Raw genomic sequence first — 12,210 nt, forward strand, 5'->3', positions numbered from 1 at the left:
TCTTTTCGTTTAAAATCATTCTACGCCGACATCTCTTTTACAATTTCTTTTACTAACGAAATAAATTTAGGCTTCGTCCGTGCGGCTGTTTCCATCACTTCCTGATGGGTCACACCCTGCAGATCTTCACCTACTGCCATGTCTGTGACGCAGGAAATACCAAGCACGTTCATTCCGCTGTGCCGGGCCACAATGACTTCCGGCACCGTGGACATGCCTACAACATCCCCGCCGAGACGACGGAGCATAATCAATTCTGCTGCAGACATGAAATAAGGTCCGGTAATGCCGGCATATACGCCCTGCTGCAGTGTTAAGCCTTCTTTTTTGGCACAGCGGTGGGCAAGTTCCTGAAATTCTTTATTGTACGCTGTACTCATATCAGGAAAACGGGGACCGAATGCCTCCAGGTTTTTCCCAATAAGTGGATTGTCGTTTGTCATGTTTAAATGATCTTTTATCACCATTAAATCGCCGGGCTGAAAGCTTTTGTTCATGCCTCCGCATGCATTGGTTACAATCAGATTTTCTGCTCCAAGACTTTTCATCACCCGGACCGGGAAGGTGACTTCCTGCATCGAATAACCTTCATAGTAATGAAAGCGTCCCTGCATGGCAATCACTTCTTTTCCCTGAAGCTTTCCAATAACAAGGCGTCCTGCATGGCCTTCCACCGTAGACACGGGAAAGTATGGAATCTCATTGTACGGAATATAAACGGGCTCTTCTATCTCTTCTGCCAGATCACCGAGACCAGACCCCAGAATCATAGCGACAGCAGGAACTTTATTTATTTTAGACTGAATAAAATCAGCTGCTTCTTTTACTTCTGCTTCGGATATACTCATTTACAGCTCTTCCCCCGTCCGCTTAACGATGTTTTTCATCAATGCTAAAAATTCCGCACGAACAGCTGTCGTTGTTTCTATTACTTCGTCGTGGCTGAGCGGCTGGTCCAGAATGCCGGCTGCCATGTTGGAAATGCAGGAAAGCCCGAGTACCTGGATGGATGAATGAGCCGCTGCAATAACTTCGGGAACGGTGGACATGCCTACAGCATCTGCCCCAAGCACCCGCAGCATTTTTATTTCCGCAGGAGTCTCATAACAAGGTCCTGTATTTGCTGCATACACACCCTCTTTTAAATCAATTTCGAGCTCTTTAGCAGCTTTATTGGCAATATGGGCCAGTCTTTCAGAATAAGCATTCGACATATCCGGAAAGCGGGTTCCAAATGATTCTTCGTTTTTGCCGATTAACGGGTTTGCTCCCATTTGATTAATATGGTCTTTAATTCTCATTAAGTTGCCCGCTTTAAATGATTCGTTAATGCCGCCGGCAGCATTCGTTACAAACAGTGCTTCTATGCCAAGCATATGCATGACGCGCACCGGAAAAGTGACTTCCTGCATCGAATAGCCTTCGTAATAATGAAAACGGCCTTTCATTGCTGCAACTGCAACCCCTTCAAGCTTTCCAATCACAAGCTCGCCGGCATGGCCTTCAACGGTTGAAACCGGAAATCCTGGTATTTTTTCATAAGGAATGACTACAGCCTCTTCTATTTCATCAGCGAGAATACCGAGGCCGGACCCTAAAATCAAACCAATCTTCGGCTGTATTGTTGTATAGGACTGAATCGCGCTGCCTGCTTTTTGAACGTTATCTATTATGCTCATTATTTGTCTCCATTCTTATTTAAAATTGATAAAAAGCTGCTGCCATACTCCGGCATCGGTACATTAAAGTTTTCGGCGATAGTAGCACCTACATCAGCAAACGTCTTCCTTGTGCCCAGATCCCGTCCGGGCTGAATAGAAGGCGAATAGGCAAGCAGCGGCACGACTTCTCTTGTATGATCGGTTCCCGGGTGAACCGGGTCATTTCCATGGTCTGCGGTAATAATAAGAATATCGTTCTGATTCATGTTCTCCAGCACTTCCGGCAGCCTTTGATCAAACTCTTCTATTGCTTTGCCATACCCGATCGGGTCACGGCGGTGGCCGAATTTCGCATCAAAGTCGACGAGGTTTAAAAAGCTGAGTCCGGTAAAATTCTGGTGGACCGTCTGCATCAATTTATCCATCCCATCCATATTCGATGTCGTGCGCAGGGAATTGGTAATGCCTTCATTATCAAAAATATCGCTGATCTTCCCTACAGCCAAACTGTCCAGGCTGCTGTCCTTTAAATAGTTCAGTACGGTCTGCCCAAACGGCTTTAATGCATAATCATGCCGGTTGGAGGTTCGTTCAAATGCACCGTCCGCTCCAGTAAAAGGCCTCGCGATGATTCTTCCCAGCATATAAGGGGGATCATAGGTCATTTTCCGTGCTTTTTCACAGATATCGTACAGCTCTTCAAGCGGCACAACGTCTTCATGGGCGGCAATCTGCAGGACTGAATCTGCAGAGGTATACACGATTAAATCGCCGCTGTTCACATGGGCTTCGCCGAGCTCTTCTATAATTTCCGTACCGGATGCCACTTTATTGCCTATCACTTTCCGTCCGGCTGCTTCTTCTAGTTTTCCAATCAAATCTGGAGGAAATCCTTCAGGAAATGTCTGAAACGGCTCGCCGATGTAGAGTCCCATCATTTCCCAGTGACCTGTCATCGTGTCTTTGCTCTGCGACGCTTCTTCCATAATGCCGTATGAAGCAGTCGGAGAAGACACTGGTGAAATCCCCGGCGCTTCTTTGATCATTCCCAACCCTAGTTTTTCCAGGTTAGGTACGTGCAGCCCATTCATTTTTTCAGCAATGTGGCCCAGCGTATCAGCGCCTTGGTCGCCAAACTGTTCAGCGTCAGGTGCTTCTCCTATTCCTACTGAATCCATCACTACAACAAACATTCGCTTGAACGGATAATCATTCATATTTAGTCTCCTCTTTTTCGTTATGCCCTTGGATGATAATGTAAATAGACATCTTTGAGTTTATGGGTTGATACGTGAGTGTATATTTGGGTGGTCGAGATATCAGTGTGCCCGAGCATTTCCTGCACTGCTCTCAGGTCAGCTCCATTTTCAAGAAGATGGGTGGCAAAAGAGTGTCTCAGCGTGTGCGGTGTGAGCGGCTTTTCAATTCCAGCCTTTTCTGCAGCTGCCTTTAGTATTTTCCAAAACCCCTGCCGGGAAAGCGGATTTCCGTGATGATTCACAAAAAGGGTGTCATGCCGCTTTTGCTTCATCAGCTCCAGGCGGCCGTTTCCTGCATATGTCTCCACTGCATCCGCTGCGACTTTTCCAAGAGGGACGATCCGCTCTTTGTTTCCTTTTCCGAGGCACTGCACAAATCCCATTTCTAAATGAATATCCCCACTTTTAAGCTCACACAGCTCCGTGACACGGAGGCCGGTCGCATACATCAGCTCCAGCATGGCATGATTTCTTCGTGAAAAAGCAGTCGTTCCTTTAGAAGCCTCCAGAAGACGGTCTACTTCCTGCGACGTAAGGACAGAAGGAAGCTTTCTGCTCTTCCTGGGCGTTTCAATAAGCTCGGACGGATCCTTTTTTGCTTTTCCGTCTCTTAGAGCAAATTGATGGAATGCACGAATCGTTGATAAGTACCTCGACAACGTAGCGGTCGTGCGGCCCTCTTCTTTTTTTGCATGAAGATAGTCCAGGATATGCCGCCTTTCCACGTCAGCTGTTTTGGACACACCTGCTTTTTCCACACTTGCTATGTAGTGCTTCAAATCCCTTTGATAGGATTGAACCGTATTTTGTGACAGTCCTTTTTCCACCTGGCAGTAATGCAGAAAATCCATGATATCCATCTTCACCTCAAGTCCGCCTTCCTTCCATTTACAAATCGTACAGGCATATCATAACATAAGCAATAAAGCGTCATCATCCTTATCCCTCCATCAATTTCAACTTCTAAAAAGTTCTATTTTTCTAACAATACGGCAAAATAAAAAACCTTCTCATTTCTGAAAAGGTTTAACGGACTTTCACCTGATTTTTCTTTTTCGGTTTCTTTTCTGCATCTGATTCCTGCTCTGTGCTGTGGCAGCGGTGGCATACGCCGTGAAACGTCAGACGGTGGTCTTTAATTTTGAAATTCCAGTCTTTTTCTACAATCTTTTCTACATCTCCAAGCAGGTCATCCTGGATCTCATCAACCGTTCCGCATTCAATACATACAAGATGATGATGGAAATGAGCGGCGCCTTCTTTTCGGAGATCATACCGGGAAACCCCATCCCCAAAGTTTATTTTATCAACAATTTCCAGTTCATTTAAAAGCTCAAGGGTGCGGTAAACGGTAGCAAGACCGATTTCCGGTGCTTTTTCTTTTACGAGTAAGTATACATCTTCTGCACTGAGGTGATCTTCTTCATTTTCCAGCAGAACACGAACCGTTGCTTCCCGTTGAGGAGTTAACTTATAGCTTTTGGAATGTAGCTGATTTTTTATCCGGTCAATACGCTGTTCCATTTTATCCTCCTCCTTCTCAATCAATCTATACTCACATTATAATAATGCTAAAGAAGAGTGTCAATTAATAATGATAATTAATACCACTTTATAATTATTATTAACTGATAATCAACTACAGCTTATTGATTCTCAGTCTCAAATATTGAACAGCATACATTGTTTTCGCATCGTGTATCAGATTCTGTTCGATGGCTTCTTCCGCTTCCTTAAGTGAAATTTCTTCCACCTGTACAAATTCATCTTCATCAGTAAACGGGGTGCCCGGCTTATCGATGTCTGCCTCGTACAAATGAACCAGTTCATCACAAAAGCCGGGAGCCGTATAAAAAGAAGCAATTTTTTTCAGGCTGAGCGGTTTATAGCCGGTTTCCTCTTCCAGCTCACGACCTGCGGTAACGTGGGGCTCTTCGCCTGCTTCCATTTTACCTGCCGGTATTTCCAGAATTTCTTTTTCCAGTGCTTTTCGGTATTGACGCACCATCACAATGTTATCGTCCTGCGTCACAGCGATTACTGCTACTGCTCCGGGATGGCGTACCAGTTCCCTTTTGCTTGTTTTTCCATTTGGTAGACCGACCTCTTCTACATCTACATTAATAACCTTGCCGCTGTATATTCTTTCTCCTGAAATCGTCTTTTCTGTAAAGTCCATGTCGTTCCTCCTCAGATATTTTCCTCAATAACCTGTTCCATTCGCTCGTATGTAACTTCTCCGGCAATTTTTTCAATAATAATACCATCTTTATCGATAATAACTGTAGTCGGAAGGTATTGAAGCTGATACGCATCTGCCATATCTCCATCCATATCGATTGCAGAAGGGGACGCGGAAAGATTGAATTCTTCTGCGAACGTTTCTGCCTCTTCCTGCGTCCGTTCGTAGGAATTCATGTTCATTGTAATAACCTCGACATCCTCTTCACTGTAATCCTCATGGATATCCAAAAGCGCCGGGAGCTCTCTGACGCATGGCTCACACCATGAGGCCCACATGTTGAGCACCACCAGGCTTCCCCGGTAGTCACTCAGTACGGTATCCCCGCCGGTGCCATAGGAAGGAAGCGAAAAATCAGGAGCCCTGTCCCCCGGTTCTGATCCGACCTGTTTGGCACTGCCGCTGATAATAATATACAAAGCAGCAGCGGCTGCCAATCCAATGATTAAAAGGGTAATCTTTTTTTTATTCATTCCCTCACCTGCCCGCTCATTCTCTCTCTATCATACATAGTTTGGCGGTATTTGTGTTTATCATTTTTGTGATTCAGCAGAGTTGAAGACCAAAATCCCCTTTTTTATTGCCCGTTGTTTTGCTAAAATAGCATTTGTTAGAGAAAAAGGAGTGAACGTATTGACTATTATTGAAGCACTGATATTTGGAATTGTTCAGGGCATTGCTGAATTTCTCCCTATATCAAGCACAGCACATATTGTTATTGCACAAATGCTTTTTGGCTATACATTTCCCGGGTTGTCTTTTGAAGTTATCCTTCATTTAGGATCTGTAGCAGCGGTCATCTTGTTTTTCCGGAAGGACATTATTCATCTGATCCAGGTATTCTTTCGTTATTTACTAAAACGGGACATAGAAGACAAGCCGGAATTTCTTTTCAGTATATTCATTATTATCGCCACGTTTATTACGGGAGCATTAGGTATTCTTCTTGAAGGTGCGATTGGCGAAGGGATCAAAACGCCTTTTGTTATCGCAGGTTCCCTGACACTGACTGGTATTTTCCTTATTCTTATTGAACGGTTCCACCGCATTGGCATTCGAACGGAAAAAGAAATGACGATACTCGATTCTATTGTAGTAGGCCTTGCCCAGACGCTTGCTGTCCTGCCTGGCATTTCACGTTCAGGTACAACTCTAATTGCCGGCTTGTACGCTGGTTTGAGCCGGAAAACGGCCGTACGGTATTCTTTTCTATTGTCCATTCCCGTTATTGCCGGTTCTTCCGTACTGGCTCTTGGCGACCTGACTTCCGGCCAGCTTGGCGTTATCGGATACGGACCTATTGCAGCAGCGTTAATTGCTTCTTTTATTACTTCCTATATAGGAATCATCTGGCTGATTGACTTCTTAAACAAAGGCCGTTTGATTTATTTTGCTGTTTATTGTTTTGTGCTCGCTGCATTAGTTATCGGATTTCTTGATGCCGGCACTGTTATTGATGTATAAAAACAGCATACGAACTTCTTTTATTGCAATTGCATAAAAAAAGAGGCAGCCGCTGAAACGCGCTGCCTCTGTTTGATTTATATTTAGTTAATAGAGCCGGAATAATTTAACCTTTAACCGTCACAGTCGCCATATCAGTCTCACCGGCGGTTACTTCCGTCTGAGTGTGAGCCGTAATATCCTGAATCTGATCTCCTTCAGTGAATACAACAGGTGTAATCAGGCTCTTGGCTTTTTCTTTAATGTCAGCAAGCGTAAATTCCACCAGCAGGTCACCTGGGTTTACTTTATCCCCCTCTGAGACGTGGGTCGTGAAACCTTCTCCATTTAAAGCTACTGTTTCCAGGCCGATATGAATCAACACGTCCAGGCCTTCGTCAGACTTAATGCCAACCGCGTGCTTTGTAGGAAAAACCTGTACTATCTTTCCTTTAACAGGAGATACAATTCTGCCTTCAGAAGGCTCTACTGCAAATCCTTCACCCATCATTTTTTCTGAAAAGGTCGGATCCGGCACGTCTTTTAAATCCACAAACTTACCCGTTGCCGGGGATTTAATCGTTACTTCTTTCGGTTCGCTTTTTGATCCGAATAATTTTTTGAACATATTTCCACCTCATCTTCATATTGTGAATGCTCTTTCTTCGTTATACCCTTAATTATTTATTCTCAATCTGCTTTTAAAGGGGATTCTTCCAAGTCTGTTTTAATATACCATGAGCCGGTAATGAGAAGCCACATCGAAGCAGCAATAAAACCTCCCATCACATCGCCCGGATAATGAACCCCTAAATAGACGCGGCTCAATCCGATCAACAGAATAAGCATAGCTGAAGCGGCTACGATAACCGTTTTCACCGCTGCATTTTCTATAGCCAGTACAATAATGATGGCAATTATTCCGTACATCGCAAGTGCATTCATCGCATGCCCGCTCGGAAAGCTGAATCCGTCTGCTTCAATAAAACGGTTCACAACGGGTCTGTCTCTCGAGAAGAAACTCTTCAAGCCATAGTTTATGGCTCCGCTTCCCCCGACTGCAATGGCGATAATCCAGCCTTTTTTCCATTTCTTCTGAACCCAGAACAACAGCGTAAGAAGCGTTGTTACAATCGTCGTAAAAATGACACTCGCAAGCGACGTTATAAATTTAAATACTTCTATCGTAAATGTATTGGTCCAGCTTCGCACAGCCTCGATGATTGACTGTTCCCAGGCTGTAGATGTTTCTCCGGCTACATCCTGTGCTAAAATAATAAAAGCGGCTATGCCGCTCAGACAGACAAACAGGATCCATTTCTTTTCCAACATGTTATCAGCGCCTTCTATTTCATAATGGGCATAGGTCAGCTGAAGAAAAAGGAGCGCTAACGCTATGCAGGAATCTTCTAAAAACAGCGTTCTGGATTTTTTATTTTTCTACTATAACAGACGGCTGTTAAAAAAACACTTTTATCAACTATTGTACAGAGAATCCGCACCTGTTCCCTCCGGTCCTGTATTATTTTATGCCAACCACAGCAACTGGTGGGACGGCCTCGTCCTGCATTACATAAACCATGCTCATTTCAAAAAAGAGGCTTTTGCAATGATTGATGAAGAAGGTCTCAGACAGTTCCCATTTTTCCGAAGGCTCGGCGCCTTTTCGATAGACCGGTCCAGCGGGAGAAAAATGCTGCAGTCACTGCAGTATGCCAAAGACAAACTCCACAGCAACAATGCCGTATGGATCTTCCCCCAGGGCCGGGAAGAGCATCTTGAAAAAAGACCGCTCGGGTTTTCTTCCGGTATTGCCAGAATTGCCGTCGGGCATGAGAATATTCCAGTCATACCCGTATCGCTTTACTACAGCTACTTTCATAAGCAGACACCTTATCTATTCATTGAAACCGGCCAGCCGATATACTTGAACAGCAATACGGGCGGATCTTCTTATTCCAGCATTACAACGTATTTGGAAGACCGGCTGACAGCACAGCTCGACCAGCTCGCGTCCGATGTGATCGAGGAAAAGCAGTTGGATTCTTTTGAGTCGCTGCTAAAAGGAAAAGCTACCGTAAGCGAATCTTTCCAGAAAATATTCCGCCGTTCCAACCAGTAAGGAGATGACTTTGATGATTGTTTTATACAGCGCCTTACTGCTTTGCTTTTCGCTATGGCTTGTAGTGAATCTGATGTTTATGCCGCGCCCCGCTGTTTCGACGAATACCAAAGCGCCCGTGACGGTGAGTGTGCTCGTTCCCATGAGAAACGAAGAGAAACATGCCGAAGCGCTTCTTCATAATTTAAAACAAATAAATACCCCGCACGTCCGCTTTCTTTTTTTGGATGACAGTTCGGAGGACAGCACGTTATCTATACTCCGGACGCAGACTGCCGGTTGGAAGGATGCCGAAGTGTTAACCGGCAGACCGCTTCCGGCCGGATGGACCGGTAAAAATTTTGCCTGTCATCAGCTTGCCGAAAAAGCTGACACTGACTTTTTATGTTTTATCGATGCGGATGTCCGTCTCACACCGGAAACCATTGATGTGTTTCAGGAAACCGCCCGCTCCAGGCAGGCAAAGCTGCTGACAGGGTTTCCAAAATTTCCGGTATCCGGTATCCTGGCCGCCCTGCTTGTTCCTATGCAGCATTTTGTAATTGCCCTTCACCTTCCACTGCTGCCTGCAAATTATACGACGCGTCCTATTTTCACGGCGGCTCACGGCGCATTCATCTTTGCAGAACGGGAGGCATATGAGCAGGCCGGCGGCCATTCCTCCGTTAAGGACGCTATTGTTGATGATGTTGCCCTCACGCGCCGGTTTAAAGCAAACGGATTTCGAAGCCTGCTATTGAATATTACGGAACATGTTACCTGCTATATGTATGAATCAAACCGGGACGTCTGGCAAGGATTCGGTAAAAATATGTTCCCCGGCATCGGCAGATCTTTTCTTCTTGCAGTCCTGCTGACTCTTTTTTACATTTTATTCTTTATCGCTCCGCTTCCTCTTTTCATTTACGGTGCTGTTGCTTCCAACTGGCTGTTTTGTCTGCCATTCCTGCTTGTTGTCTTTATGAAATTATACACCGATATCCTGTTCCGCCAGAAAAAATGGCTCTGCCTGTTTATGCCTTTTTCTGCAGCGGCCCTTCTTGCTGTTCTGTTCTATTCTATCTACCTTACCGTACGACAAAAAGGCTACACATGGAAAGGACGAACCTACCAATGACAAAATCTATTATTGTTGGTGCCGGGCTTGGCGGCTTATCCTGCGCTGTCCTGCTTGCCTCACACGGCCATGATGTTTCCGTTTACGAAAAAAATAACACTGCCGGTGGAAAACTGCGCTCTTATACCTTTGGATCGCATACTTTCGATTTTGGGCCGAATACGATTACGATGCCCTGGGTATTTAATCACGTGCTGGAGCTGGCCGGCTTGACTGCCTCTGACTATTTTCAGTTTCAGCGGCTTTCCAAACATACCCGCCACCATTTCTCAAACGGAAGCCGGCTTGATTCTGAGGACAGTCTGGAAGCCGCAGCCGAATCCATCAGCCGCTTTGCCGGGGAGAAAGATGCGACGCGGTTTAAAAAGTATATAAAACGCACCAGCCGTTTATTTCATACCGCGTCTTCTTCCTTTTTTCCGAGAACGTTTCGTTCTCCCATTGATTATCTATCGCCGGAATTATTCAGCGCCCTCCTGAAAGTAAAACCGCTGCAGACAATGCACCATTTTCATGCATCAACTTTTAAAGATACGCGTCTGCAGCAGCTGTTTGACCGTTACGCGACTTACATTGGTTCTTCGCCGTACCGGGCTCCCGCCACATTTTCTTTAATCAGCTATCTGGAATGGGCGGACGGGGTGTACTATACAAAAGGCGGAAACACTGCTATCGCAGCCGGATTGGAACAAGCGGCCGTAGATCTTGGCGTCCGTTTTTACAAAAATACGGAAGTGACTGAAATCCTGGTGGAACAGCAGCGTGCTGTCGGTGTTCGAACAGCCGGAGAAACCGAACTGGCTGATCATATCGTTCTGAACGGCGACCTGCTTACGCAGTTTCCTTCTTTAGTAGAGGAAAGCCTGCGCCCCCGATTTACTGATCGAAAAGCAGAAAACACAGAAGCTTCCATTTCCGCCTTTGTTATTATGGCGGCTCTTGACACAAGACTTCCTCAACTAAAGCACCATCAGGTATTTTTCAGTTCTGATTACAAACAGGAATTCCAGAAGCTGTTTGCACATAATCAGTATGCAGAGGAGCCTACAATTTACATCAGCAACTCTTCTTATACTGATCCTTCTGTATCGCCTGAGGGCGATAACTTATTTATCCTTATCAACGCCCCTTCGCTTCCCGGGGGTGCCCTCACCGCTTCCGAACAGGCGGCATACAGAGATACCATTTATGACCTGCTGGAAGAAAAAGGTGTTTTTATTCGTCCGCATCTTGTACACGAAAAAATCATTACTCCGGCTGAGATGGCCGAAGACTATTACGCTTTCCGGGGGTCTATATATGGGGCTGCCTCGAACAGGCGCCGTGATGCTTTTTTAAGACCATACAATGAGCCCGCTGACATCTCCCGTCTATCCTTTACTGGCGGTTCTACCCATCCGGGCGGCGGGTCCCCTATGGTCGTGCTCAGCGGCCGGGAAACGGCCAGAACCATTCTAAAAAAAGACGGCATTCTGCTCGATTATACCTCCTTCTAAACAAACGATCTCCAGGCAGTCAGCCGGAGATCGTTTTTAGTATATTCTTTTTGTCATCATTGGATACAACCATCCGCTGCTGAAACACATTATACTCATTTTTGCGGGCCGCATGAAGAATAGCCCAGTACATATATGCAGAAGCTTTAACAGGGAACCGGGCGTCTTCCGGATACTCCTCTATGGAGACAAGCCCTTCTTTATATAAATCTTCGGCCCGGACCGCTACTTCTTCCCACGCCTGGATGAATGAAGCCGTTTTTTCTTTGTTTTCCAGCTGTTCCGGGGTGTAATGATGCTTTTTCATAATATCTTCTGGAAAATAAATCCGGTTTAAGTAAAGATCTTCTCCAATGTCCCGAAGAATATTCGTAAGCTGCATCGCCGTTCCCAGCGACACAGCTCCTTGCTTTAAATGGTCAAAACCCTGCGGGGATAAAATAGGCAGAAGCATTAACCCTACGGTCCCTGCCACATAATACCCGTAGGTCTCAACTTCTTCAAGGGTTTGATACCTGGTTTTCACTAAGTCCCAGTGCTGGCCTTCCAGCATATCCAAAAAGGGATATTTCTCCATAGGGAAGTGGGTAAAAACATCATCCAAAGCCGTCCACAAAGAAACACTGCGGTCCCAGTTCCCATCGAAAAATTGGAGCAGCTCTTCCCGGAAAGCCGTCCACTCTTTTTCTTTATTCGTTCCTTCGTCTATGATGTCATCCGCCGTACGGCAGAAAGCATAGACCGCCCAAACTGCCTGCCGTTTTTTTTCCGGCAGTAAATCAAAGGCTTTTGCAAATGTTTTGCTGTTTTTCAAGATAATCTGGTGGCAGTCAGAATATGCTTTCTCCAGAGGTATCATCACTGTTCCTC

General features: G+C 45.5%; 14 protein-coding genes. 4 read left to right on the top strand and 10 right to left on the bottom strand.

Features of this window, described 5'->3' with window-relative positions; genetic code table 11:
* Nucleotides 1–20 precede the first annotated feature (20 nt).
* From AC5W2J_RS06400 to AC5W2J_RS06430, 7 genes are all read right to left on the bottom strand, one after another.
* Complete coding sequence (locus tag AC5W2J_RS06400) at nt 21–848, bottom strand: purine-nucleoside phosphorylase (protein ID WP_496058656.1); 828 nt, start codon at nt 846–848, stop codon at nt 21–23.
* Nucleotides 849–1,679 carry a purine-nucleoside phosphorylase gene (locus tag AC5W2J_RS06405; protein ID WP_496058657.1) on the bottom strand — a complete coding sequence of 277 codons (831 nt, stop codon included), beginning with the start codon at nt 1,677–1,679 and terminating at the stop codon, nt 849–851.
* Entirely contained in the window at nt 1,679–2,878 is a 1,200-nt protein-coding gene (deoB, locus tag AC5W2J_RS06410) for a phosphopentomutase (RefSeq protein WP_496058658.1), read from the bottom strand. The genes AC5W2J_RS06405 and deoB overlap by 1 nt, the downstream gene beginning before the upstream one ends.
* A gap of 20 nt (nt 2,879–2,898) precedes the next feature.
* On the bottom strand, nt 2,899–3,786 hold the full coding sequence (gene xerD / locus AC5W2J_RS06415; RefSeq protein ID WP_496058659.1) for a site-specific tyrosine recombinase XerD: 888 nt from the start codon (nt 3,784–3,786) through the stop codon (nt 2,899–2,901).
* A gap of 160 nt (nt 3,787–3,946) precedes the next feature.
* The gene (gene fur, locus AC5W2J_RS06420) at nt 3,947–4,444 is read right to left on the bottom strand and encodes a ferric iron uptake transcriptional regulator (RefSeq protein ID WP_496058660.1); all 498 of its coding nucleotides are present in this window, start codon (nt 4,442–4,444) and stop codon (nt 3,947–3,949) included.
* Nucleotides 4,445–4,559: 115 nt separating this feature from the next.
* A complete protein-coding gene (locus tag AC5W2J_RS06425) occupies nt 4,560–5,099 on the bottom strand; it encodes an NUDIX hydrolase (protein WP_496058661.1) in 540 nt (179 codons plus the stop codon).
* An 11-nt stretch (nt 5,100–5,110) separates the two neighbouring features.
* Nucleotides 5,111–5,635, bottom strand: coding sequence for a TlpA family protein disulfide reductase (locus AC5W2J_RS06430; RefSeq protein WP_496058662.1), 525 nt, complete (start codon nt 5,633–5,635; stop codon nt 5,111–5,113).
* A 151-nt stretch (nt 5,636–5,786) separates the two neighbouring features.
* Between AC5W2J_RS06430 and AC5W2J_RS06435 the strand changes: the two genes are divergently transcribed.
* Nucleotides 5,787–6,626 (top strand): undecaprenyl-diphosphate phosphatase, encoded by an 840-nt coding sequence (locus tag AC5W2J_RS06435; protein ID WP_496058663.1) that lies wholly within the window; start codon nt 5,787–5,789, stop codon nt 6,624–6,626.
* Nucleotides 6,627–6,732: 106 nt separating this feature from the next.
* Here AC5W2J_RS06435 and AC5W2J_RS06440 read toward each other — a convergent pair whose 3' ends face one another.
* Both AC5W2J_RS06440 and AC5W2J_RS06445 read right to left on the bottom strand, forming a co-directional pair.
* Nucleotides 6,733–7,233, bottom strand: coding sequence for a PTS sugar transporter subunit IIA (locus AC5W2J_RS06440; protein ID WP_496058664.1), 501 nt, complete (start codon nt 7,231–7,233; stop codon nt 6,733–6,735).
* Nucleotides 7,234–7,295: 62 nt separating this feature from the next.
* Nucleotides 7,296–7,937 carry a phosphatase PAP2 family protein gene (locus AC5W2J_RS06445; protein ID WP_496058665.1) on the bottom strand — a complete coding sequence of 214 codons (642 nt, stop codon included), beginning with the start codon at nt 7,935–7,937 and terminating at the stop codon, nt 7,296–7,298.
* 64 nt (nt 7,938–8,001) lie between these two features.
* Here AC5W2J_RS06445 and AC5W2J_RS06450 point away from each other — a divergent pair, with 64 nt between their 5' ends.
* From AC5W2J_RS06450 to AC5W2J_RS06460, 3 genes are read left to right on the top strand one after another with little or no spacing between them, the layout of a single operon-like run.
* On the top strand, nt 8,002–8,727 hold the full coding sequence (locus AC5W2J_RS06450; protein WP_496058666.1) for a lysophospholipid acyltransferase family protein: 726 nt from the start codon (nt 8,002–8,004) through the stop codon (nt 8,725–8,727).
* A 13-nt stretch (nt 8,728–8,740) separates the two neighbouring features.
* Nucleotides 8,741–9,844, top strand: coding sequence for a glycosyltransferase family 2 protein (locus AC5W2J_RS06455; protein WP_496058667.1), 1,104 nt, complete (start codon nt 8,741–8,743; stop codon nt 9,842–9,844).
* A complete protein-coding gene (locus tag AC5W2J_RS06460; RefSeq protein ID WP_496058668.1) occupies nt 9,841–11,340 on the top strand; it encodes a phytoene desaturase family protein in 1,500 nt (499 codons plus the stop codon). Before AC5W2J_RS06455 ends, AC5W2J_RS06460 begins: the two co-directional genes overlap by 4 nt.
* A gap of 19 nt (nt 11,341–11,359) precedes the next feature.
* On the opposite strand, the gene AC5W2J_RS06465 is transcribed toward AC5W2J_RS06460, so the two are convergent.
* Nucleotides 11,360–12,199: a phytoene/squalene synthase family protein gene (locus AC5W2J_RS06465; RefSeq protein ID WP_496058669.1), complete on the bottom strand. Its 840-nt coding sequence runs from the start codon at nt 12,197–12,199 to the stop codon at nt 11,360–11,362.
* Between the last annotated feature and the right edge of the window lie 11 nt (nt 12,200–12,210).

Source organism: Sinobaca sp. SA16-1 (genome assembly GCF_059510515.1).

Bases quoted from the DNA above. Each gene is read 5' to 3' on its own strand.
- AC5W2J_RS06400 (WP_496058656.1), bottom strand. From the start codon at position 848: ATGAGTATATCCGAAGCAGAAGTAAAAGAAGCAGCTGATTTTATTCAG.
- AC5W2J_RS06405 (WP_496058657.1), bottom strand. From the start codon at position 1,679: ATGAGCATAATAGATAACGTTCAAAAAGCAGGCAGCGCGATTCAGTCC.
- deoB (WP_496058658.1), bottom strand. From the start codon at position 2,878: ATGAATGATTATCCGTTCAAGCGAATGTTTGTTGTAGTGATGGATTCA.
- fur (WP_496058660.1), bottom strand. From the start codon at position 4,444: ATGGAACAGCGTATTGACCGGATAAAAAATCAGCTACATTCCAAAAGC.
- AC5W2J_RS06425 (WP_496058661.1), bottom strand. From the start codon at position 5,099: ATGGACTTTACAGAAAAGACGATTTCAGGAGAAAGAATATACAGCGGC.
- AC5W2J_RS06430 (WP_496058662.1), bottom strand. From the start codon at position 5,635: ATGAATAAAAAAAAGATTACCCTTTTAATCATTGGATTGGCAGCCGCT.
- AC5W2J_RS06440 (WP_496058664.1), bottom strand. From the start codon at position 7,233: ATGTTCAAAAAATTATTCGGATCAAAAAGCGAACCGAAAGAAGTAACG.
- AC5W2J_RS06445 (WP_496058665.1), bottom strand. From the start codon at position 7,937: ATGTTGGAAAAGAAATGGATCCTGTTTGTCTGTCTGAGCGGCATAGCC.
- AC5W2J_RS06450 (WP_496058666.1), top strand. From the start codon at position 8,002: ATGCAGGAATCTTCTAAAAACAGCGTTCTGGATTTTTTATTTTTCTAC.
- AC5W2J_RS06455 (WP_496058667.1), top strand. From the start codon at position 8,741: ATGATTGTTTTATACAGCGCCTTACTGCTTTGCTTTTCGCTATGGCTT.
- AC5W2J_RS06460 (WP_496058668.1), top strand. From the start codon at position 9,841: ATGACAAAATCTATTATTGTTGGTGCCGGGCTTGGCGGCTTATCCTGC.
- AC5W2J_RS06465 (WP_496058669.1), bottom strand. From the start codon at position 12,199: ATGATACCTCTGGAGAAAGCATATTCTGACTGCCACCAGATTATCTTG.